The 23,617-nt window shown below is 71.7% G+C and carries 18 protein-coding genes; all 18 read left to right on the forward strand.

The window, feature by feature from the left end:
- Positions 1-161: 161 nt before the first annotated feature.
- The 18 genes from MMB17_RS11750 (at position 162) to MMB17_RS11835 (ending at position 23,566) form a co-directional block, all read left to right on the forward strand.
- A complete protein-coding gene (locus MMB17_RS11750; protein WP_238311642.1) occupies positions 162-1,274 on the forward strand; it encodes a BMP family ABC transporter substrate-binding protein in 1,113 nt (370 codons plus the stop codon).
- Between the two features lie 5 nt (positions 1,275-1,279).
- A complete protein-coding gene (locus MMB17_RS11755; RefSeq protein WP_241102029.1) occupies positions 1,280-2,890 on the forward strand; it encodes an ABC transporter ATP-binding protein in 1,611 nt (536 codons plus the stop codon).
- Between the two features lie 15 nt (positions 2,891-2,905).
- Entirely contained in the window at positions 2,906-3,958 is a 1,053-nt protein-coding gene (locus MMB17_RS11760) for an ABC transporter permease (RefSeq protein ID WP_241102030.1), read from the forward strand.
- Between the two features lie 10 nt (positions 3,959-3,968).
- Positions 3,969-4,904: an ABC transporter permease gene (locus MMB17_RS11765; RefSeq protein ID WP_238311639.1), complete on the forward strand. Its 936-nt coding sequence runs from the start codon at positions 3,969-3,971 to the stop codon at positions 4,902-4,904.
- 221 nt (positions 4,905-5,125) lie between these two features.
- Complete coding sequence (locus MMB17_RS11770) at positions 5,126-6,547, forward strand: amidohydrolase (protein WP_241102031.1); 1,422 nt, start codon at positions 5,126-5,128, stop codon at positions 6,545-6,547.
- A 64-nt stretch (positions 6,548-6,611) separates the two neighbouring features.
- Positions 6,612-7,478, forward strand: coding sequence for an aromatic ring-hydroxylating dioxygenase subunit alpha (locus tag MMB17_RS11775; RefSeq protein WP_241102032.1), 867 nt, complete (start codon positions 6,612-6,614; stop codon positions 7,476-7,478).
- Between the two features lie 26 nt (positions 7,479-7,504).
- On the forward strand, positions 7,505-8,005 hold the full coding sequence (locus tag MMB17_RS11780) for a nucleoside deaminase (protein WP_241102033.1): 501 nt from the start codon (positions 7,505-7,507) through the stop codon (positions 8,003-8,005).
- Positions 8,002-8,682 (forward strand): flavin reductase family protein, encoded by a 681-nt coding sequence (locus MMB17_RS11785; protein ID WP_241102034.1) that lies wholly within the window; start codon positions 8,002-8,004, stop codon positions 8,680-8,682. The genes MMB17_RS11780 and MMB17_RS11785 overlap by 4 nt, the downstream gene beginning before the upstream one ends.
- A gap of 85 nt (positions 8,683-8,767) precedes the next feature.
- The gene (locus tag MMB17_RS11790; protein WP_241102035.1) at positions 8,768-11,923 is read left to right on the forward strand and encodes a molybdopterin cofactor-binding domain-containing protein; all 3,156 of its coding nucleotides are present in this window, start codon (positions 8,768-8,770) and stop codon (positions 11,921-11,923) included.
- The gene (locus tag MMB17_RS11795) at positions 11,920-12,417 is read left to right on the forward strand and encodes a (2Fe-2S)-binding protein (protein WP_241102036.1); all 498 of its coding nucleotides are present in this window, start codon (positions 11,920-11,922) and stop codon (positions 12,415-12,417) included. The genes MMB17_RS11790 and MMB17_RS11795 overlap by 4 nt, the downstream gene beginning before the upstream one ends.
- A 229-nt stretch (positions 12,418-12,646) precedes the next feature.
- Complete coding sequence (locus tag MMB17_RS11800) at positions 12,647-12,898, forward strand: DUF3617 domain-containing protein (protein WP_338041785.1); 252 nt, start codon at positions 12,647-12,649, stop codon at positions 12,896-12,898.
- 29 nt (positions 12,899-12,927) lie between these two features.
- A complete protein-coding gene (locus MMB17_RS11805; RefSeq protein ID WP_241102037.1) occupies positions 12,928-13,911 on the forward strand; it encodes a DNA-3-methyladenine glycosylase family protein in 984 nt (327 codons plus the stop codon).
- Between the two features lie 41 nt (positions 13,912-13,952).
- Positions 13,953-15,047, forward strand: a complete 1,095-nt coding sequence (ada, locus tag MMB17_RS11810; protein ID WP_241102038.1) for a bifunctional DNA-binding transcriptional regulator/O6-methylguanine-DNA methyltransferase Ada — start codon at positions 13,953-13,955, stop codon at positions 15,045-15,047.
- Positions 15,048-15,350: 303 nt separating this feature from the next.
- Complete coding sequence (gene kaiC, locus MMB17_RS11815) at positions 15,351-17,078, forward strand: circadian clock protein KaiC (RefSeq protein WP_241102039.1); 1,728 nt, start codon at positions 15,351-15,353, stop codon at positions 17,076-17,078.
- Entirely contained in the window at positions 17,075-17,416 is a 342-nt protein-coding gene (locus MMB17_RS11820) for a circadian clock KaiB family protein (protein ID WP_241102040.1), read from the forward strand. The genes kaiC and MMB17_RS11820 overlap by 4 nt, the downstream gene beginning before the upstream one ends.
- The gene (locus MMB17_RS11825; RefSeq protein WP_241102041.1) at positions 17,413-17,742 is read left to right on the forward strand and encodes a circadian clock KaiB family protein; all 330 of its coding nucleotides are present in this window, start codon (positions 17,413-17,415) and stop codon (positions 17,740-17,742) included. The genes MMB17_RS11820 and MMB17_RS11825 overlap by 4 nt, the downstream gene beginning before the upstream one ends.
- On the forward strand, positions 17,732-19,486 hold the full coding sequence (locus tag MMB17_RS11830) for an ATP-binding protein (RefSeq protein ID WP_241102042.1): 1,755 nt from the start codon (positions 17,732-17,734) through the stop codon (positions 19,484-19,486). The genes MMB17_RS11825 and MMB17_RS11830 overlap by 11 nt, the downstream gene beginning before the upstream one ends.
- 168 nt (positions 19,487-19,654) lie before the next feature.
- On the forward strand, positions 19,655-23,566 hold the full coding sequence (locus MMB17_RS11835) for an ATP-binding protein (protein WP_241102043.1): 3,912 nt from the start codon (positions 19,655-19,657) through the stop codon (positions 23,564-23,566).
- The last annotated feature ends 51 nt before the right edge of the window (positions 23,567-23,617 follow it).

Raw genomic sequence — 23,617 nt, forward strand, 5'->3', positions numbered from 1 at the left:
GCGCGGCCGGGGGCGCATCGCAGGATTTGCACCAACGCGGCCGGGATGCGGGCCGGGCGGATTTCCCGTGGGGGCCCCGCTTCCCCGGAATAGGCACGCTTCTTGCCGCTCCGGTCCCTGCACAGGGCGCGAAACCAGCGCCCGCCACGGGGACTGCATCGATGGCAAAGATCTTGACGCCCGACCGGCGCCGCTTCCTTGGGCTCGGGGCCGCGGCCGGGGCCGGGCTTCTGCTCCCGCCCACCCTCAGGCAGGCACAGGCCGCCAGCTTCGCCCCCGTCGCCGAGAAGGATGCGGTCATCGCCTTCGGGCATGTCGGCCCCGTCAACGACGAGGGTTGGACCTGGAGCCACGACCAGGGCATGAAGGCCGTCCAGGCCGCCTTCCCGCAGGCCAAGACGCTCTTCGTCGAGTCGATCCCCTATTCCGCGGACGCGACCCGCACCTTCCGCCAGTTCGTCTCGCAGAAGGCGAACATCATCTTCGCCACCTCGCAATACGGCGACTTCCTCAAGGACGTGAGCAAGCGCGCCAAGGGCGTGGCGGTGATGGAGGCCAACGGCTCCACCGTCGACGAGAACCAGGGCTGGTACTACCTCGCGCACTGGTACCCGACCTACGTGATCGGCGTCGCCGCCGGCCTGATGAGCAAGACCGGCAAGCTCGGCTATGTCGCCTCCTTCCCCGTCGCCTCCTGCTACGCCTCCACCAACGCCTTCCTGATGGGGGCCCGCTCGGTGAAGCCCGAGGCGACGCTGCAGGTCGTCACCATCAATTCCTGGTTCGACCCCCAGGCCGCGACCCAGGCCGGCGTGGCGCTCGCCAACAACGGCTGCGACTTCCTCTTCGGCATCATGGACGAGGCCGGCTATCTACAGGTCGCGGAGCAGCGCGGCATCAAGGCGGCCATGTGGAACACCGACATGCGCCGCTTCGGGCCGAAGGCCTATGTCAGCTCCGTCGTCTGCGACTGGAAGAAGTTCTACGTCGATCAGGTCGCCAAGCGCCTCGCCGGCACCTGGCAGCCGACGGGCACCATCCTGCCCTTGGGCGGGGGCATCGACCGCGACAAGTGGGGCGAGAGCGTGCCGGAGGCGGTGGCCAAGCAGGCCGACGCCGTGCGCGAGAAGATGCTCGCCGGCTACAACCCCTTCACCGGCGAGCTCAAGGACAACAAGGGCAAGGTCCGCGTCCCGGCCGGCAAGGCGATGACCGACATGGAGCTCTACAGCTGGGACTGGTCGATCGAAGGCGTGGCCGGTCTCGGAGCCTGATCCCGATGAATGCCCTCGCGCTCGCCCGGGCGGAAGCCCCGCTCCCCGCGATCGAGGCCGAGGACGGCAGGACCGGGTATCCGCCCGGCACGCCGCCCCTGGTCGAGCTGCAGGGCATCACCAAGACCTTCCCCGGGGTCCTCGCCAACGACTCCGTCGATCTCGACGTGATGCCGGGGGAGATCCATGCGCTGCTCGGCGAGAACGGCGCCGGCAAGTCCACGCTGATGAACGTGCTCACCGGCATCTACAAGCAGGATGCCGGGCGCATCATCATCGACGGCTACGCCCAGGACCTGCCGACCCCGCAGGCGGCGATCGCGGCGGGCATCGGCATGGTCCACCAGCATTTCAAGCTGGTGCCGGCCTTCACCGTGGCCGAGAACGTCCATCTCGGCTGGCCGGAGACGCCCTGGCGGGCCTCCGCCGCGGTGCTGGAGCAGCGCACCCGGGCGCTGGCGGAGCGCTTCAACCTCGCGGTGCGGCCGGATGCGCGGGTGGGCGACCTCTCCGCCGGCGAGCAGCAGCGGGTGGAGATCCTGCGGGTGCTGGCGCGCTCGGCCCGCATCCTGATCCTCGACGAGCCGACCGCCGTGCTGACGCCGCAGGAGGCGCAGGAGCTGTTCCGCGCCCTGCGGGCCTTCCGCGAGGGGGGCAACGGCGTGATCTTCATCAGTCACAAGCTCGACGAGGTGATCGAGATCGCCGACCGCATCAGCGTGCTGCGCGGCGGCCGCAAGGTGGCGACGCAGCTGGCCGCGGGCGCCACGGAGCGCAGCCTCGCGGCGCTGATGGTCGGGCACGAGATCACCCTGCGCAAGGCGCGGGCGCGGCGGCCGGACCTGGCGGTCTCGCCCCGGCCCTTCGTCGAGCTGAAGGGCATCCACGCCCTGGACGATCGCGGCCTTCCGGCGCTCCACGACCTGTCCCTCGGCCTGCATGGCGGCGAGATCCTCGGGATCGCGGGCGTCGCCGGCAACGGCCAGCGCGAGCTGAGCCAGGTCATCACCGGCATGCGCCCGATCACGGCCGGCACGGTGCTCGTCGACGGGAAGGCGGCGAAGGCGGGGGACGCGGCGGCCTTCGCCAAACTCGGCATCGGCCACATCCCGGAGGACCGCCTGCGCTCCGGCCTCGCGCCCTCCCTGAGCATCACGGACAATGCGGTCCTGCGGGAATACGGCAAACCGCCGATCGGGGGCTTCGGCCTGTTCCGGCCGCGGGCGGCGGGCCGGGTCGCCCGCGCCATGGCCAAGGCGGCCGAGGTCGCGATTCCGAGCTTCGAGATGCCGGTGCGCAACCTCTCCGGCGGCAACCAGCAGCGCCTGGTGGCCCGGCGCGAGGTGCGCATCGCCGATCGCGTCCTCGTGGCGGCCTATCCGAGCCGCGGCCTCGATGTCGGCGCCATCGACACCCTGCTCTCGCTGATCGCGGCCCTGCGCGACGAGGGCAAGGCGGTGCTGCTGTTCTCCGAGGAGCTGGAGGAACTGCTCGAACTCTCCGACCGCATCGCCGTGCTCTTCAACGGGCGGATCATGGGCACCGTGCCTGCGGCTGAGGCCGATATCGAGACGCTCGGCCTGATGATGGGCGGGCAGCGGCAGATGCAAGCGTAACGGCGGATCGACACGATGAACTGGCGCCTCCAACGCATGCCCTCGGCGACTGCCGCCGCGGCCCTGACGGGACGCATCCTCGCGATCCTGATCGCGCTCCTCTGCGTCGGCCTCGTGCTGGCGGTGGCCGGCCGGGCGCCCGTCGCCATGGGGGCCGACTTCCTGTCGACGGCGACCGGCTCCATGGAGGGCCTGGAGGATGTGGGGCTGCTGCTCACGCCCCTGATCCTCACCGGCATCGCCGTCGCGATCACCCAGCGGATCGGGCTGTGGAACATCGGCGGCGAGGGCCAGTTCAGCGTCGGCGCCCTGGCGGCGACCGCGGTCGGGCTTCACCTGGACGGGCCGGATTCCGCGATGCTCCCGGCCATGGCCGCCGCGGCCATGGTGGCCGGGGCGCTGTGGATCCTGCTGCCCACCCTGGCCCGGGCCTATGCCGGGGTGAACGAGCTGATCACGACCCTGCTCCTCAACTTCGTCGCGGCCCTGCTCGTGGCCTGGGTCGCGACCGGGCCCTGGCGGGACAAGACCGGCGCCGCCCTCGCGGCGACGGCGCGGGTGCCCTACGAGATGCCGGCCCTCGGCGACGCTTTGCATTGGGGCCTGCCGATCGCGGTCGCTGTGGCGATCGGGGTGGCCCTGCTCCTCAGCTTCACCCGCTTCGGCTACGAGGTCCGCGTCGCCGGCGCCAATCCGGGCGCGGCGATCTATGCCGGCATCCCCGTGCGCCGCCGCATCATCGCGGTGATGCTGCTCTCCGGCGCCATCGCCGGGCTCGCCGGCATGATCGAGCTGTCGGGCACCGCCCACCGTCTCCAGGGCGGCATCTCCAACAATTACGGCTATCTCGGCATCATGGTCGCCGTGCTCGCCCGCGGCTCCTGCCTCGCGGTGCTCGCCACGGCGGCGCTGATGGCGACGCTGCTGAACGCCGGCATCATCCTGTCGGCCCAGGGCCTGAATACCAGCGCCGTGCTCGCGACCACGGGCCTGATCCTGTTCTTCACCGCGATCGGCGACGAGCTCGCCCATTACAAGCTCGTGCGCCAGCCGGCGCGGGCCGCCTGAGGGGATCGCCATGGAGATCATCACCGGCATTCTCGCCACCGCCGTGCTGGCGGGCGGCGTTCTGGCGCTCGCCGCCCTCGGCGAGGTTCTGGCCGAGCGGGTCGGCGTCGTGAATCTCGGCGTCGAGGGATTGATGGCGATGGGCGCGCTCACCGGCATCGCCACCGTCTCGGCGACGGCGAGCCCGACGCTCGGCTTCCTGGCGGCGCTCGCCGCCGGCTTCCTGTTCGGCTGCCTGTTCGCCCTGGCCACCGTCCTGATGCGTGCGAACCAGGTCCTGTGCGGCCTCGCCCTCACCCTGCTCGGCACCGGCCTCGCCGCGACCCTCGGGCGCCCCTATGCGGGCTCGCCGGCCAGGGCCGTGTTCGAGCGCGTGCCGATCCCGTATCTCAGCGACCTGCCGGTGGTCGGGCAGGCGCTGTTCTCGCAGAACCTGCTCGTCTACCTGATCTACGGTCTGCTGCCGGTGGCCATCCATTGGCTGATGTTCAAGACGCGCCACGGCCTCAACATGCGGGCGGTGGGCGAGAACCCGGCCGCCGCCGACGCCTCCGGCATCCCCGTCACCGCGATCCGGTTCTGGTACGTGGCTCTGGGCGCGGCCCTGGCCGGGGGGGCCGGCGCCTATCTGACCCTCGCCTTCGTGCCGTCCTGGTCGGAGGGCGTGGTGGCCGGCCGCGGCTGGATCGCGGTGGCGCTCGTGATCTTCGCGGGCTACCGGCCGCTCACGGCGGTGGGGGCGGCGCTGATCTTCGGCATCATCACGGCCCTGGGCTTCGTCGGCCAGGCCCGCGGCTGGCCGGTGGCGCCGGCCATCCTCTCGATGCTGCCCTATCTCGGCACCATCGCCTTCATCATCCTGCCCGTGGTCGCTTGGCAGCGGCTGAAGCCCTTCTTCGCCGAGCCCGCCGCCCTGGCCCGCCCCTATCACCGCGACGTGCGGTGAGCGGTGTGACTCGCGCAATTGCGACACGGTTCTCTCTCAGCCCGTGCGAATGCCGGGCTGGAGCGCCGCGGCCTCCCGATCGGTGGCCATGATCGGCCGATCGCCGCGCAATGCCTCAGCCCGGATCGCGTCCTCGCCACCCATGACACCCGCGAATTCCAGCAGATCGCGCGCCTGAAAACCGAAGACTGACTGTCCTGAGCGTCCCCGAGATCCTTCCCATGCCGATCCCGTCCGCGCGTGAGACGACGCGCCATCTCCTGAAGAACTGCGCCGCCGTGGTGAGCGACGACGGCAGCGGACCCAAAGTGCTGCGCGACGTCGACATCCTGATCGAGGGCCCGGCGATCACGGCGATCGGCCAGGGGCTGGCCGATGGGCCGCTCGCCGAGGGCGTCGCGGTCACGAACGCGGATGGGTGGTTCGTCTATCCGGGCCTCGTGAACACGCATCACCACTTCTTCCAGTGCTTCGTGCGCAACCGCGCCGAGCTCGACTGGACCAGGCTGTCGGTGCTCGAATGGCTCGACCGGATCTATCCGGTCTTCTCCCGGCTCGACGAGGACTGCTTCTACCACTCCTCGGTCACCGCCATGGCGGAACTGATCAAGCATGGTTGCACCACGGCGCTCGACCATCAGTACTGTTTTCCGCGCCATGCCGGGAAGCGCCTGATCGACCGCCAGTTCGAGGCGGCGGAGCTGCTGGGCCTGCGCTTCCATGCCGGCCGCGGCGGCAACACCCTGCCGAAGTCGGAAGGCTCGACCATCCCCGACGCGATGCTGGAGACCACGGACGAATTCATCAGCGACTGTGCGCGGCTGATCGACAGCTATCACGAGGCGGGGCGCTTCGGCATGCGCCGGGTCGTGGTGGCGCCCTGCCAGCCGGTGAACTGCTACCGCGAGACCTTCGTGGAATCCGTCGCCCTGGCGCGGGACCGCGGGGTGATGATGCACACGCATGTCGGCGAGGGCGAGAGCGCGGTGATCCAGGCGCGCCACAGGATGCGCACGGTCGATTACTGCGCGGAGCTCGGCTTTGCCGGGCCGGACGCCTTCTACGCCCATTGCTGGGAGCTGACCCACGACGAGCTGCGCACCCTCGCGCGCAGCGGCACCGGCGTCGCGCATTGCCCGGAGCCGGTCTACCTGGTGGGCGCCGAGGTCACCGACATCCCGGCCATGGCCGCTTTCGGCGTGAAGCTCGGCCTCGGCTGCGACGGCGCCGCCTCGAACGACAATTCCAATCTGATGCACTGCCTGCACTCGGCCTACATGCTGCAGTGTCTCGTCGCCGCGAAGCGCGCCCATCCCGTTCCGCCGGCGGCGGATTTCCTCGGCTACGCCACCGCCGGCGGCGCGCAGGTGCTCGGCCGCGACGATATCGGCCGGCTCGCGCCCGGCATGGCCGCCGATCTCTTCGCCATCGACACGCGCCGGATGGACTATGTCGGCACGCGCCACGATCCTCTGAGCCTGATCCCGCGGGTCGGGATCGGCGCCCCCGTCGACCTGACCATGATCAACGGCCGCATCGTCTGGCGGAAGGGCGAGCTGGTCGGCCTCGACGAAGGCAAGCTTTTCGCGCAGGCCGAGGCGGCGCTCGCGGCCTCGGGCGCGGCCCCGGGGAAGCCGCTGTGACGCCGCCGCGACCGCCCGTCGGCCGTGCCGTTCGAGACACCCGGGGCCCGAGGAGCACCGAGCGATGAAGACCACCGACCCCGTCGCCCTGAACGAGTGGTACGCCATCGAGACCGCGGCCGAGGTGACGGCGCGGCCCCGCGTCACGCGGCTTCTCGGCCAGGACATCGTCTCCGAGCGGCGCGAGGACGGCGCCTTCCTCGTGCGCGAGCGGGCCGCGGATGGCAGCCTCGGCCCCGCCCTGCCGACCAGGGAGCGCTACGGCTGCCTCTGGACGACGCTGGGCCAGCCCAACCGCGACCTCCTCGTCATCGAGGAGGCCGCCGAGGCGGACCGTCGCTTCGTGCCCTGCGGCTGGGTGAAGCTGCGCACCTCGGCGCCCCGCGTGGTCGAGAACTTCCTCGACATGGCCCATTTCCCCTTCGTCCACACGGATATCCTCGGCGCCGAGCCGCATACGGAGGTGCCGGCCTACGCCTCCGAGATCCGGCGGGACGTGGACGAGGTCTGGGCCACCAACTGCACCTTCTTCCAGCCCCGCATCGCGGCCACCGAGTCGAGCGGCGACTTCGTGCGGCTGACCTACCGGGTGCCCTCGCCCTTCGTGGTGATGCTCTACCGGGTCTGCCCGACCGCGCCGACGCGCCTCGACGCCATCGCCCTGTTCATCCAGCCGATGGAGGAGGAGCTCTGCCGGGCGCAGGCGGTGATGTACCTCGTCGACGACGTTTCGACGCACACCGCGCTTCTGAACTTCGAGCAGGTCATCTTCCTGCAGGACCGCATCATCGTCGAGAACCAGCGCCCCCTGCGCCTGCCGCTGGAGCCCCGGCACGAGATCCCGACCCGCGCCGACAAGTCCTCCGTGGTCTACCGGCGCTGGCTCAAGGAGAAGGGCCTGCGCTTCGGCACCAGCGGCCAGCCGGGATGAGGACGCGGATGTACGACGAACGCTTCATGAAACGGGCGATCGCGCTGTCCGAGCGCGCCCTGACCGAGCCCGGCACCGAGCCCTTTGGCGCGGTGATCGTGCGCGACGGGGAGATCGTCGGCGAGGGGCTGAACCACGCCCGGGCGCGGTTCGACCCGACCTCCCACGGCGAGGTCGAGGCGATCCGTGACGCCTGCTCGCGCCTGCAATGCCTCGATCTCACGGGCTGCGAACTCTACACCTCCTGCGAGCCCTGCGCCCTCTGCGTGGCGACGATGACCGTGGTCGGCATTTCCCGGCTATACTATGCCGCCTCCATGGACGATGCCGGTGCCGCCTTCGCGGGGCTGACCCGGGCGCAGCGCCATCCCGTCGACCCGGACGCCCTGCGGGCGGAGGCCGGCGCCCCGGTCGCGCAGCGGTCGCTGCCCGCCGAGCAGCATGGCGCGCCGCAGGCCGCCGCCATCCTCGATGCCTGGGGCGCGCGGCTGCGGGCCTCCTCCGGCCCGCAGGATGGGCAGGCATGACCGGCGGGACAACCGCTGCGCCTGCGGGGACGGTGACGTTCGATTTCCGCGTGCTCTCGCCCCGCGACCGCTACAAGCTGATGATCGGGGCGATCGTGCCGCGGCCCATCGCCCTGGTGACGACGGTCGATCCCGAGGGCCGGGTGAACGCGGCGCCGTTCTCGTTCTTCAACTGTCTGTCGCACGATCCGCCGATCCTGGCGCTGGGCGTCGAGAACCATCCCGACATGTCCTTCAAGGACACGGCCGGCAACATCCGGCTGACGGAGGTCTTCACCGTCAACATCGTCAGCCACGCCATCGCCGAGGCGATGCATGTCTGCGCCGTGGGCTTTCCCGCGGGCACCGACGAGCTCGCCGAAGCCGGGCTCACCGCCGTGCCCGGCACGGTGATCGCCGCGCCCTGGATCGCCGAGGCACCCGCCGCCTTCGAGTGCCGGCGCCACACCACCCTGGAGATCGGCAAGGCGCGCCAGATCATCCTCGGCGAGATCGTCTACGCGCATTTCCAGGCCGAGGTGGTCGACGCGGAGCGCCTGCGGATCGATCCGTCCCGGCTCGACGCCATCGCCCGCCTCGGCGGCTCGACCTGCTCGACCATCCGCGACCGCTTCGAGATGCCGACGCCGACGCTCGAAGGCTGGATGGCGCGCAAGGGCGGGACGGAGCCGGCCTAGCCGCGGGGCTCCGAGGCGGCGCGCCCTGGCACGTCGCTTGCGGTCGAGCTTGCCGGAAACTCCGCGAAGGGCAGGCGCCGACGGCATGAGGATTCTGCAACCGCGCGACACGGACGAGGCGGTCGCGCTGCTCGCGCGATACGGGTCCGCCGCCCGGCCGGCGGGGGGCGCCACGGCGCTCCAGCTCGACTGGGCCGCGGGCGTGGAGCGGCCGGAGGTGCTGGTCGACCTGTCGCGGATCGCCGGCCTGCAGGGCGTCACGAGAGCCGGGGCGGAGGTGAGCATCGGGGCGGCGACGCCGCTCGCGGTGATCGAGGCCGATCCGGTGGTCGCGCAGGACCTGCCGCTCCTGCGCGAGGCGATCCGCGGCATCGCGGCTCCCGGCATCCGCACCTTCGCGACTCTCGGCGGCAACATCGCCGGCCGTGCCGGCTGCGCCCTGCCGGCCCTTCTCGCCCTCGACGCCGTGCTGGATCTGCGCAGGCCGGGCGGCCTTGAACGGCGCAGCCTCGCCGCCTGGCTCGCCGCCCCACCCGCACCGGACAGCCTGATCCTCGCCGTCCGGTTGCGCGCCCAGGGCGCGCAGGATCGCTTCACCCAGCGCAAGACCGGGCTGCGCGCCGCCTTCACCCCGAGCATGATCGGAACGGCGGGGCTGCTGCGCCTCGCGGAGGGCCGCATCGTCGGCGCGCGCCTCGCGGTGGGTGGCGGCCGGGTTCCGCCGCGTCGGCTGATCGGCGCCGAGGCGCAACTTCTCGATCGCCCTCTCGCGGCCATCGACTGGGCGGGCCTGCACGCGGCCCTGCTCGCGGAGATCGAGGCGCCGGACGACGCCTTTCGCAGCGCCCGCTATCGCCGCTGCGTGGCCGCCAACGCCTTCGTCGCCGGGCTCGGCGGCCCGGAGGCTTTGCCCGCCCGCTCCATTGCGGAAAGGCCGTCCCGCCGGCCCACACCGAAGGCGCCGCCGCCGGGCGAGGTCGTCGTCTCCAAGGCGGCGGATCCGGAAGCCTGGCACATCCGCCCGGACATCCCCGACAAGGTGTACGGGCGGCTCGCCTATCTCACCGATGCCCGCCGGCCGGACATGCTGGTCGGGCGCATCCTGCGGGCGGGGCTGCCCCATGCCCGCATCCTCGCCATCGACACGCGCGAGGCCGAGGCGCTGCCGGGCGTCGTGGCCGTCGTCACCTACCGCGACGTGCCCGGCCTCAACGGCTACGGGATCATGGTGCAGGACCAGCCGGCCTTCTGCGACAGCCTCGTGCGCTACGCCGGCGATGCGGTCGCGGCCGTGGCGGCGGTGGACGCGGCGACGGCGCAGGCCGCCCTCGCCCGCATTCGCGTGACCTACGAGCCGCTGCCCGTCCTCGACACGCCGGAGGCCGCCCTCGCCCCGGACGCGCCGCAGCTCCACCCGGAGGGCAATCTGCGTCGGGAGATCCGCTTCTGCCGCGGGGATGCGGCAGCGGCGCTGGCGACCTGCGCCCATGTCGTCGAGGACACCTACGTCACCCCGCGCCAGATGCACGGCTTCATGGAGACCGAGGGCGGCTGGGCCATGGTCGAGTCCGACGGGTCCCTGACGGTGCGGGCCGGCGGCCAGCATGGCGCCCGCGACCGGCTCCAGCTCGCCCGCATCCTCGGCTGGCCGGAGGCGCGCATCCGCGTCGTCACGAGCCCGACCGGCGGTGCCTTCGGGGGCAAGGACGAGCTCACGGTGCAGCCGGCCCTCGCCCTGCTCGCCCTCAAGTGCGGCCGGCCGGTGCGGCTGCATCTCGACCGGGCGGAATCGGTCCTGGCCGGCTCGAAGCGCAACCCGACGCGCATCCGCATGCGCACCGGCTGCGACGCGGAAGGCCGCCTCGTCGCCGTCGCGGTCGATCTCGTGGCCGATGGGGGCGCTTATGCCTCCCTCAGCCCCGGCGTGGTCGAGACCGCGCTCGAACATTCCTGCGGCCCCTATGCCGTGCCCCATGTCGAGGCGCGGGGCCGCCTCGTGGCGACCAACAACGGCACCGGCGGCGCCTTCCGCGGCTTCGGCGCCAACGAGATGACCTTCGTCATCGAGAGCCAGGTCGGCCGCCTCGCCGAGAAGGTCGGGCTCGATCCCGTCGCCATGCGCCGGCTGAACCTGCGCGCGGTCGGCAACCCCGGTTTCCTGGGCCAGCGCGTCGGCCCGAGCGAGCGGCTCGCCGAGATGCTCGACGCCGCGGCGGCGAGCCCGCTCTGGGACGCGCCGCGGGAGCAGACCGGCGAATGGATCGGCGTCGGCATGGCCCTGAACTACCAGGGCAACGGCCTCGGCTCCCTGCCGGAGGACCGTGCCGAGGTGACCTTGCGGCTCGCCGAGGACGGCGCCATCGAAGCGCTCTACGGTCTCGACGAGATCGGCCAGGGGCTGCAGACGGCGATCCGCAGCGCCGTCGCCGCGAGCCTCGGCATCGCCCGGGAGGATATCCGGCCGATCATCGGCGATACCGGCACGACGCCCGATTCCGGCTCCACCACCGCCTCCCGCGGCACCTTCGTGGTCTGGAAGGGCGCCGAGGCGACCGGGCCGGGTCTGCGGCGGGGGCTCCTCGCCGCCGCGGCCCGGTTGCTCGACCGCGCGCCGGAGGATCTCGCCCTCGGCCCCGGCGGAATCCGGGAGGCCCGCTCCAACAGCGGGACGCCGCTCCTGCCCTTCGCCGAACTCGCCGCGCGCCTCCCGGAGGCGGCGCGGCCCCGGGAATCCGCGTCCTTCGACTATCCCAAGACCGCGTACACCGCCGGCAATGCCCGCTATCTCTTCGCCTTCGGCGCCACCCTCGCCCGGGTCGCGATCGATCGGGTGACCGGCCTGGTGCGCGTGCTCGATCTGCACCAGCACACCGCCGCCGGGCCGGTGCTCGATGCGGCGGCCTATCTCGGCCAGATCGAGGGGGGCGGCGTGCAGGGCCTCGGCTTCACCCTGCACGAGGACGTGCGCATGGAGGCCGGCCGGCCGCTGACGGCCAATCTCGACACCTACATGCTGCCGGGCATCGCCGATGCCCCGCTGGGCAGCCGCGTCCTCGCCCTTCCCGATCTCGATCCGGGCGATCCCTACGGCCCCCGCGGCGTCGGCGAGATGGGCATCGGCGCCGTTACCCCTGCGATCACGGCCGCCATCGCCGACGCGATCGGCCATTGGCCCGTCGTGACGCCGATCCCGCCCGAGACCCTGCTCGACGCCATGGCGGCCAAGGAGATCCGGGCATGACCACGCCGTGCTTTCGCCTGAACGGTCGCGAGCAGGCGCTCGCCGGGCCGCCCGATCAGCGCCTGCTCGACATCCTGCGCGAGGATCACGGGCTCACCGCCGCCAAGCCCGGCTGCGGCATCGGGCGCTGCGGCGCCTGCCTCGTCCTCGTCGACGGCGCGCCGGCCAATGCCTGCCTGGTGCCGGCCTACCGGCTCGACGGCGCCGAGGTGGTGACCGCCGAGGGGCTCGACACCCTGCCGGAGGCCGAGATGGTGCGGGCCGCGCTCGTCGCGGAGAACGCCTTCCAGTGCGGCTATTGCGCCCCGGGCTTCACCATCGCCCTGGTGGCGCTGCTCCGGCGCGATCCGGAGGCCGACGAGGCGGCGCTCCGTGCGGCGCTCGCAGGCCATCTCTGCCGCTGCACCGGCTACGCCTCGATCCTGCGCGGTGCCCGCGCCGTGCAGGAGCGGTGGCGCGCCGCACAGGCTGCCGAGGCGCCCGCGCCGGTCTGAAGATTCGGGAGCAAGAAACGGATCGCGCCTGCGCCTCGGCCGTGCTCCCCTGTTGTGAAAGGGGAGGGCTGGCCATGGAGCGAGCAGGTTCGATCGGGCTCGGCGAGCCGGGGACGCTGGACAGCGGCCTCTACGAGATCGCGGTGACGCTGGAGCTGCCCGCCCTGCCCGGAAGACCGCCCGGCTCTGCCTCGATGGGCAGGCGGGCGCGGAAAACCCCGGCTTCGCGGTGCTGAGCGACAACAACCCCCTTGCCCGCTGCCCCGTGGCGCCGGCGCGCCGCGCGGGAAACACGCTGACCTTCGACACCGCCTGCGAGGGCCGGAACGCTGCCCGAGCGACGGCGCGCGATGTCCTGGCGCCCGACAGCGTCCAGGGCCGCATCGCCATGCAGATGGGCGGCAAGACCATGACCATGACCGAGATTCAGGTCGGCCGCCGCATCGGCACCTGCGCGGCCGGCGGGCGCCCGGGGCTGTGAGCGCGGCCCGGCAGCCCAAGATACAGGCCATGGAACGATCCCCGGCTTCGACGCTGCGCATCCCCTTCACGCCGCCCTACGATTGGGAGGGCGTGCATGCCTATCTCGCCGTCCGCGCCATTCCCGGCGTCGAGGCGGCCGGCCCGGGCTGCTACGCCCGCACAATCGCCCTCGGCGGCCGGCACGGGCTCCTCCAGTTCGTCCGCGGAGAGGACGCGTCCGTCCTCCTCTCCCTCGACCGGCCGGAGGCGATGCCCGAGGCGGCGGCGCGGATCGCGCGGGTCTTCGATCTCGCCGCCGATCCGGCCGCCATCGGCGCGGCCCTGTCCGCCGATCCCTTCATGGCCGGCCTCGTCGCGGCCCGGCCGGGAATCCGCGTGCCGGGGGCCTGGGACGGGTTCGAGCTCGCCGTGCGCGCCGTCCTCGGCCAGCAGGTCTCGGTGGCCGCCGCCACCCGGCTCGCCGGCAAGCTGGTCGCGGCCTTCGGCCAACCCCTCGCCCCCGAGGCCCCGGCGCGCGGAGCCGGGCTGAGCCATGTGTTTCCGTCGCCCGAGGCCCTGGTCGAGGCCGATATCGCGCTCGCCCTCAACATGCCCTGCGCCCGCGCCGCCGCGATCCGGGCGCTCGCGGCCGCCGTGATCGCCGAGCCGGATCTGTTCGCCCCGGGCCAGGGCCTCGCCGCATCCGTTGCCCGCCTCAAGGCCCTGCGCGGCATCGGCGACTGGACGGCGCAGTACATCGCCATGCGGGCGCTGCGGGCGGGGGATGCCCTCCCCACCGGCGATCTCGGCCTGCTGCGGGCGCTGGAGGATGCGGCCGGGCGCCCGAGCGCCAAGGCCCTGGAGGCGCGCTCGGCCGCCTGGAGTCCGTGGCGCGCCTATGCGGTCCTGCATCTCTGGGCGCATGATGCGGCCCGTCTCGCAGCCGATCCGGGGAAGGCCGCGACGAAGCGGATTACGGAGCAAGCCGCGGGATGCGGGCCGGGCGGCGCGGGCGCAAAGGTGACCCCATGAGCGGGCGCCGCGGGGCGCCCCGCCGCGAAGGAGGTTCCCCCATGCGGATCGCCGAACCGAAGACTGAGCCGACGATCGCCCTCGCGCCGCCGGCCGAGGACGCGGCACGCTGGGCGGCGCTCGCCGCCCGCGATCCGGCCGCCGATGGGCGCTTCGTCTATTCCGTCCGCACCACGGGCGTGTATTGCCGCCCGAGCTGCCCCTCGCGTCCGGCCCGGCGCGAGAACGTCGCCTTCCACGCGAGCTGCGCGGCGGCCGAGGCGGCGGGCTTCCGCCCCTGCCGGCGCTGCCGGCCGAACGAGGCTTCCCTGACCGAGCGCCAGACCGAGGCCGTGGCCCGCGCCTGCCGCCTGATCGATGCGGCGGAGACGATGCCGTCCCTCGACGTCCTCGCCAAGGCCGCGGGCCTCAGCCCGTTCCATTTCCACCGGGTGTTCCGTGCCGTCACCGGCATCACGCCGAAAGCCTATGCGCGGGCGCGCCTGGCAAGCCGGGTCGCCGAGGGCTTGCGGGGGGCGGGTTCCGTGACGCAGGCCGTCTACGAGGCCGGCTACAACGCGCCGAGCCGGTTCTATGCCGAGGCCTCCGAGCGGCTCGGCATGAGCCCCACCGCCTACCGCAAGGGCGGCCTCGGCGCGCGCATCCGCTTCGCGGTGGGCGCCTGCGCCCTCGGCGCCATCCTGGTCGCGGCCACGGAGAAGGGCCTCTGCGCGATCCTGCTCGGCGACGATCCCGACGCCCTGGTCCGCGACCTGCAGGACCGCTTCCCGAAGGCGGAGCTGACCGGCGGGGATACGGACTTCGAGCGCTGGGTGGCGGAGGTGATCGGCTTCGTCGAGGCGCCGGCCCGGGGGCTCGACCTCCCCCTCGACATCGGCGGCACCGCCTTCCAGCAGCGAGTCTGGGCGGCCCTGCGCGCGATCCCCGTGGGCCGGACCGCGACCTATGCGGAGATCGCCCGCGCCATCGGCGAGCCCGCGGCGGTGCGGGCGGTGGCGATGGCCTGCGGTGCCAACACGCTGGCCGTGGCGATCCCTTGTCACCGGGTGGTGCGCTCGGACGGCGCCCTCTCCGGCTACCGCTGGGGCGTCGAGCGCAAGCGCGACCTCCTGGCCCGGGAAGGGGTGGCCCGATGAGCGCCGCCGCCGCGCCCGCCACGTCGTGAGGAGAGCGCCCGAAGCCAGCTTCGGTCCCGAGAGCAGCACGGCGAGATCCCCGGACGCCATCGAGGAGGCCCGTCGCGATCGCGCCGGTATTGTATTCCTCACGGTTTTTGCAATTCTTAGTTGAATCGCGGGGCGGACTCGGCGGAAGAAGCCTCGAAGGCGCCTGCCGACGCCATCGCTGCGACCCGACACTACCCCGTCCCGGAAAGCCGCTCCTTCACCGGCTGCAGCGAAGCCGGCCCGCGCTGCCGCGCCGGATCGGACCGCCGCGCTATGTTCGAGGGGCCAGTGACCGCAGAGACATCCATCGTGGCACGCGAACCTGACTTGCTCCCCCCGTTGCGGAAGGTGAAGACCGGCATCGCCGGCTTCGACGAGATCACCTTCGGCGGCCTGCCGGCGGGGCGGCCGACCCTGATCTGCGGCGCGGCCGGATGCGGCAAGACGCTGTTCGCGACGACTTTCCTCGTCAACGGCGCCACGCAGTTCGACGAGCCGGGGGTGTTCGTGAGCTTCGAGGAGCGGGCGGAGGACCTCGCCGCCAACGTCGCCTCCCTCGGTTACGACCTCGACGGCCTGGTCGCGGAGGGCAGGCTCGCCATCGACCATGTCCGTGTCGAGCGCAGCGAGATCGAGGAGACCGGGGAATACGACCTCGACGGCCTCTTCATCCGCCTCGGCTTCGCCGTCGACTCGGTCAAGGCCAAGCGCGTGGTCCTCGACACCATCGAGACCCTGTTCTCCGGTTTCAGCAACGAGACCATCCTGCGCTCCGAGCTGCGCCGGCTGTTCGGCTGGATCAAGGATCGCGGCCTGACCGCCATCATCACGGGCGAGCGCGGCGACGGCGCGCTGACCCGCCAGGGTCTCGAGGAATACGTCTCGGATTGCGTGGTGCTCCTCGACAACCGCGTCGAGGAGCAGATCACCACGCGCCGCCTGCGGGTGGTGAAGTATCGCGGCTCCGCCCACGGCACGAACGAGTACCCGTTCCTGATCGACGCGGAGGGGATCAGCGTCCTGCCGGTCACCTCGGCGGATCTCAACTACACGCCCCCCGGCGGCATCGTCTCGACGGGCATCGCCGGCCTCGACCAGATGCTGGAGCCCGGCGGGTTCTATCGCGGGTCGAGCATCCTGATCTCGGGCGAGGCCGGCACCGGCAAGACCACGATCAGCGCCAGCATCGTCGATGCGGCCTGCCGCCGGGGCGAGCGCTGCATGTCCTTCGTCTTCGAGGAGAGCGGCGCGCAGATCTGCCGGAACGCCCGTTCGATCGGCCTCGACCTGAAGCGGCACGTCGAGGCGGGTCTCCTGCGCTTCGAGGCGGCACGGCCGGCCCTGTTCGGCCTCGAGATGCATCTCGCGCGCATGCACCGCGACATCGACCGCTTCCAGCCGAGCCTCGTCGCGATCGATCCGCTCTCGGCCCTGCGCGGGCCGCTGAACGAGATGCAGGCGACCATCCTGCGCATGGTCGATCTGCTCAAGAGCCGCGGCATCACGGCGGTGTTCACGAGCCTGCGCGACGACGGGGGCATGGACCAGACCGACGATTTGGGCGTTTCATCCCTGATGGATTCCTGGGTGAAGCTGCTCAACGTCGAGGCGAACGGCGAGCGCACGCGGACCCTCTACGTCATCAAGTCGCGCGGCATGAGCCACTCGCATCAGGTCCGCGAGTTCCTGATGTCCGGAGAAGGCGTGCAGCTGGTCGACGCCTATATCGGCCCGGCCGGCGTCCTCACCGGCACCGCCCGCGCGGCCCGGGAGGCCGAGGAGCGGGCCGCCGATCTCCGGCGCCAGCAGGAGAACGAGCGCCGGCAGCGGGACCTGGTGCGGCGGCGCCAATCCATCGAGCGCCAGATCGCCGAGCTTCATGCGGGGCTGGCGGCCGCGGAGGAAGAGGAAAGCCTTCTGCGCGCCGAGAGCGAGACCCGCGAGGTGCAACTCGAGACAGAGCGTCGCGACATGCGCGCGCGACGGAGTGCGGCCCGATGAGTGACGAGATGCCCGACGTGAACGACGCCGTGTCCGAGGCGGATCTCGATCCGGGGCACTATCACCTGCGCCTGTACGTTGCCGGACAGACCGCCAAGTCGCTCGCTGCCATGTCGAACCTGAAACGGTTCTGCGAGGAGCATCTGGCCGGCCGCTACGACATCGAGGTCATCGACCTGATGAAGACTCCCCAACTCGCCGCCGGGGATCAGATCCTCGCGATCCCGACGCTCGTGCGCCGCCTGCCCTCGCCGCTGAAGCGCATCATCGGCGATCTGTCCAACACGGAGAAGGTGCTCGTTGGCCTGGACATCCGGCCGAAGGCGGACCTGCCTTGAGCACCCCAACCCCGTCCACCGAGACCGGGGGCCGCTACCTCCTGCGCCTGTTCATCGCCGGCACCTCGCTGCGGTCGCAGCAGGTGATCGAGGCGGTCCGCCAGGCCTGCGACGCGCGGCTGACCGACGCCTACGACCTGGAGATCGTCGATATCTACCAGCAGCAGCAACTGGCCGAGGCGGATCGCATCCTGGCCGCGCCGACCCTGGTGCGGATCCGCCCGGGGCCCGTGCGGCGTATCGCCGGCGACCTCTCCGACGTGCAGCGCATCCTGAAGGGGCTCGGTCTCGACGCTTCGCCGACGGACGATGCCGATGAGCGCTGAGACCTTCATCCCGCCGGACGGGCCGGATCCGGCCGCCTATCGGGCTCGTATCCGCGAGCTGGAGGGCCGCCTCGAGGAGAGCGAGGAGACTCTGGCAGCGATCCGGCGCGGCGATTTCGACGCCGTCGTGGTGGAAGGCGCCGGCGGCGAGCAGCTGGTCTACACCCTGGAGAATGCCGACCGGCCCTACCGCGTGCTGATCGAGCAGATTCAGGAGGGGGCCTTCACCCTCAACGCGGATGCCATGGTTCTCTACTGCAACCGGCGCTTCGCTGAGATCCTCGGCCTCCGTCAGGAGACCCTGATCGGCCGTTCGTTGCGCGCCTTCGTCGAGCCCGGCCACGAAGCGGCGCTCGCCCGCCTGCTCGCGGAGGCGGTGCGCGCGCCGGTTCGCGGCGAGATCGCGCTTCATAACGGCGCGGGCGCGCTGCGGCCGGTCTACCTCTCGCTCAACCGGCTGGAGCGGGACGGGGAGGGCACCCTGATCTGCGGCGTTCTCACCGATCTGAGCGAGGAGCGCAGCCGCATGTACGAGCTCGCCGAGGCCAATGCGCGCCTGCGGGCCGAGATCTCGGAGCGGGAGCGGATCGAGGACGCCCTGCGCCAATCCCAGAAGCTGGAGGCGGTGGGGCAGCTGACCGGCGGCGTGGCCCACGACTTCAACAACCTCCTGACGGTCATCAAGTCCTCGACCGACCTCCTGAAGCGGCGGGATCTGCCGGAGGAGCGCAGGAGCCGCTACGTCCAGGCGATCTCCGACACGGTCGACCGCGCGGCGAAGCTGACGGGCCAGCTCCTCGCCTTCGCCCGCCGGCAGGCGCTCAAGCCGGAGACCTTCGACGCCGGGGCGAGCGTCGCCGCGATCGGCGACATGGTCGCCACCCTCACCGGGGCGCGGATCCGCGTGGTGACCCGGCTGCCCGAACGGCCCTGCTGCATCCATGCCGATCCGAGCCAGTTCGACACCGCCATCGTCAACATCGCCGTCAACGCCCGCGACGCCATGGATGGCGAGGGCGAGCTGGCGATCTCGGTGCGCTCGGTGGACGGAATCCCGGCGACGCTGAGCCAGGCGGCGGTGCCGGGCACCTTCGTGGCCGTGGAAATCGGCGACACCGGCTCCGGCATCCCGCCCGCCATCCTGGAGCGGATCTTCGAGCCGTTCTTCACGACCAAGGGGATCGGCCAGGGCACGGGCCTCGGGCTGAGCCAGGTCTTCGGCTTCGCCAAGCAATCGGGCGGCGAGGTGCTGGTGCAGAGCGAGGTGGGGCGCGGCACGACCTTCACGCTCTACCTGCCGCGTGCCGAGACACCGGACGTCCCGTCGAGGTCCGAGGAGGATCCGTCCCAGATTCCCGTCGACGGCCGCGGCATCTGCGTGCTGGTGGTCGAGGACAATGCGGAGGTCGGCAGCTTCGCGACGCACACGCTCCAGGAGCTCGGCTACGCGACGATCTGGGTCCGCGATGCCGAGGCCGCCCTCGACGAACTGGAGAAGATCCCCTTCCGCTTCGACGTGGTCTTCTCGGACGTGGTCATGCCCGGCCGGGACGGGGTCGATCTCGCCAACGAGATCCGCGGCCGGCTGCCGTCCCTGCCCATCGTCCTGACCAGCGGTTACAGCCACGTGCTGGCCCGGGACGGCACGCACGGCTTCGAGTTGCTGCACAAGCCCTATTCCGTCGAGCAGCTCGCCCGCGTCCTCGGCCGCGTCATCGCGGAGGGGCGGCGTGCCCGGACATGACGCGGCACTTCGAGCGCGCGACGGAACCGGGCCGCTCCGCCCGTGGGTTTGAGCCTTGTCGACCCGCTTCCATCCGCACGCGCGTGCGCGTGACCGTTCAGGCCTCCGGACTCCAACCGCTTGATACCCGCAGTGGATGATCGTGTGCTCCCCGGGCAAGATCCGGCTTTGCGTTTCCTGGCAGGCGGCGGCGAGCTGGGCGCGCTCATTCGTGCGCAGGACTGGGCCGCGACGCCCCTCGGACCGGCCCATGCCTGGCCTCAGAGCCTGAAGACGGCGGTCGGCATCATGCTCATGTCCCGCCAGCCCATCTGGATCGGCTGGGGGAGCGCGCTCACCTTTCTCTACAACGACGCCTATCAGTCGATCATCGGCGGCAAGCATCCCTGGGCGCTGGGCCGGCCCACGGCGGAGGTCTGGAGCGAGATCTGGAGCGAGATCGGCCCGCTCCTCGCCACGGCCATGGGCGGGATCGAGGGGACCTACGTCGAAGAGCAGCTCCTGGTCATGGAGCGCAACGGCTATCCGGAAGAGACCTACTACACGTTTTCCTACAGCCCGATCCCCGGCGACGACGGCGAGCCGGGCGGCATCATCTGCGCCAACAGCGAGGACACCCACCGGGTCATCGGCGACCGGCAGCTCGCGCTGCTGCGCGACCTCGCGGCCGAGACCGTGGTGGCGCGCTCCTGGCGGGAGGCCTGCGAGCGGAGCATGGGCGCGCTGGCCCGGGATCCGTACGACATTACCTTCGCGCTTCTCTACCTCCTGGAGCCCGGGCAGGAGATCGCCGAATGCGCGGGCACGATCGGGCTCGCGCCCGGATCGGCCCTCGCACCGGACCGGATCGGGCTCGGCGAGGACGACCCCTGGCCCATCGGCGCGGTCATGCGCGAAGGCGAAATCCGTCTGCTCGGGCGACGCGACGCGGACGGGCTCACGGATGCGGGCGGGGTCTGGGAGCGCCCGACGCGTCAGGCCGCCCTGCTGCCCCTGCCGGCGAGCAGCGATACCGGCCGCGGCGGCGTCCTGATCGTCGGCCTCAATCCCTATCGCCTGTTCGACGCGGATTACCGCTCCTTCCTCGGCCTCGTCACGGGGCAGATCGCGGCGGCCATCGCCAGCGCCGACGCCTACGAGGAGGAGCGCCGCCGCGCCGAGGCCCTGGCGGAGCTCGACCGCGCCAAGACGGCGTTCTTCTCCAATGTCAGCCACGAGTTCCGGACCCCGCTGACTCTGATGCTGGGGCCGCTCGAAGAGGTCCTGTCCGGGGAGCCCCTGCCGGAGACGGTCCGCACGCAGGTGGCGCTGGCCTATCGCAACGGCATCCGCCTGCTGCGCCTCGTGAACAGCCTGCTGGATTTCTCGCGGATCGAGGCGGGGCGGGTCCAGGCCGTCTACGAGCCGGTCGATCTCTGCCATTTCACCGGCGAGATCGCCTCGAGCTTCCGCTCGGCCCTCGAGCGGGCCGGCCTTTCCCTGGAGATCCGCTGCGATCCCGCCTCCCTGATCGCCTTCGTCGACCGGGAGATGTGGGAGAAGATCGTTCTCAACCTGCTCTCCAATGCCTTCAAGTTCACGATGACCGGAGGCATCACCGTGACCGTGCAGGCCGTGGCGGAGCCGCGGTGCGCCAGGGTCTCGGTCGCCGATACGGGGATCGGCATCCCCGCCACCGAGCTGCCGAAGCTGTTCGAGCGCTTCTACCGGGTCGCGGGCGCGCAGGGGCGCAGCTTCGAAGGGAGCGGGATCGGCCTCGCGCTGGTGCAGGAGCTCGTCCGGCTGCACGGGGCCGAGATCGCCGTCGAGAGCGAGGTCGGCCGGGGGACCACCTTCGCGATCACGCTGCCGCTCGGGCAGGCCCATCTCCCGGCCGCGCAGGTTCGCGAAACGGGCGACGGGACGAGGGCCGCGACCTGGGCGCAGGCCTATCTCGAAGAGGCCCTGCAATGGCTGCCGGAGACGGCCTCGGGCCTCGAGGCCGCGGGCGAACTCGCCACGGCGGATCTCGGGGCGATGGCGGCCGACGGCACCGCGCGGACGGATGTCGGCAAACACATCCTCCTCGCCGACGACAATGCCGACATGCGGGCCTACGTGGCGCGGCTCCTCGAGAACCAGGGCTATCGCGTCACCGCCGTCGGCGACGGCGAGGCGGCGCTGGCGGCGGCCCGGCGGTCCCCGCCCGACATGCTGCTCACGGACGTGATGATGCCGAAGCTCGACGGCTTCGGCCTGCTCCGCGCCATCCGCCAGGATCCCGCCACCGCGGGCGTCCCGGTCATCATGCTCTCCGCCCGGGCGGGCGAGGAGGCCAAGGTCGAGGGCCTCGATGCCGGGGCCGACGACTATCTGGTGAAGCCCTTCGCCGCCCGCGAGTTGCTCGCCCGGATCAACGCCAACATCCGCATGGCCGATGTCCGCCGCGAGGCCAGCCGCGCCATCTGGGCCAGCGAGCAGCGCTTCCGCATCACGCAGGACCGGCTCTCGATCGCGCTGTCGACGGGGGGCGTCGGCGTGTTCGAATGGGAGATCGACGCCGACAAGGTCGCCGTGCTCGGCCCCATCGCCGAGATCTACGGCGTCGACCGGCAGCGGGCCGAGGCCGCGGGCCTGCCCCTCGCCCCCTTCCTGGCGGGGATCCATGCGGAGGATCGCGGCCGGGTGAAGGAGGCCATCGCTCAGGCCATCGCCGAGGGCACGCCCTATCGCGCGGAATACCGCGTCATCGGCAGCGGGCAGGAGCGGATCGTGCTCGCCCAGGGCAAGCCCTCCGAGATGCCGGGCGGGAGCAAGCGGCTGGCCGGCGTCATCATCGACGTCACGGGGCAGCGGCATGTCGAGCGGCAGCTCCAGGCCCTGAACGACCATCTGGAGCAGCGGGTCGCCGAGGAGGTGGCCGAGCGCGCCGTGGCCGAGGAAGCGCTGCGCCAGGCGCAGAAGATGGAGGCGGTGGGCCAGCTCACCGGCGGCGTGGCGCACGATTTCAACAACCTGCTCACCATCATCCGCTCCTCCGTCGAGTTCCTGCGGCGGCCGGACCTCGACGAGGAGCGGCGCCGGCGCTACCTCGACGCGGTCTCCAACACGATCGACCGGGCGGCCAAGCTCACGGGCCAGCTCCTCGCCTTCGCCCGCCGCCAGGCCCTCAAGCCGGAGGTGTTCGATGTGGGCGACCGGCTCGACAGCATCTCCGACATGCTGGACTCGGTCACCGGAGCCCGCATCCGCGTGGTCACCGAACTGCCGGAGGCGCCCTGCTTCGTGCGCGCCGATGCCAGCCAGTTCGAGACGGCGCTCGTGAACATGGCGGTGAACGCCCGCGACGCCATGGACGGGGAGGGCACCCTCACCCTGCGCCTCGAGGCCGGCGGCCCGATGCCGCCGATCCGCGGCCATGCGGGCGCGGCAGGCCCCTTCATCGCGGTCTCGGTGATCGACACGGGATCGGGCATCGCGCCGGGCAACCTCGCGCGCATCTTCGAGCCCTTCTTCACGACCAAGGAGGTCGGCAAGGGGACCGGCCTCGGCCTGAGCCAGGTGATCGGCTTCGCCAAGCAATCCGGCGGGGATGTCAGCGTGCAGAGCGCGGTGGGGGAGGGGACCGCCTTCACCCTCTACCTGCCCCAGGCGCCCGCGCCCGCTGCGGAAGCCGCGCCCCGCATCGAAGAGGCGGGGCCGGGCGAGGAAACCGGCCTGTGCATCCTGGTGGTGGAGGACAATCTGGAGGTCGGCCGCTTCTGCACGCAGATCCTGGAGGATCTCGGCCACACGCCGGTCTGGGCCGAGAACGCGGAAGCAGCGCTCGCAGAGTGGCAGAAGGATCTCGACCGGTTCGACGCGGTGTTCTCGGACGTGGTGATGCCCGGTATGGGCGGCATCGAGCTCGCCCGCTTCATCCGGGCGCGGCAGCCCGCCCTGCCGGTGGTGCTGACCTCGGGCTACAGCCACGTCCTGGCTCAGGACGACACCCATGGCTTCGAGCTCCTGCGCAAGCCCTACTCGGCCGAGGAGCTGGCCCGGGTGATCAGAACCACGGTCCGGAAGCGGCGCCAGCGCCGCGGCCGTCCCGCCTTCTGAGCCGGTGCCGGAGCCATGTCGTCGGCGCGGGAAAGCGTCTCTTGGGCCCCG

The organism is Methylobacterium organophilum (assembly GCF_022533465.1).
Classification (GTDB): domain Bacteria; phylum Pseudomonadota; class Alphaproteobacteria; order Rhizobiales; family Beijerinckiaceae; genus Methylobacterium; species Methylobacterium organophilum.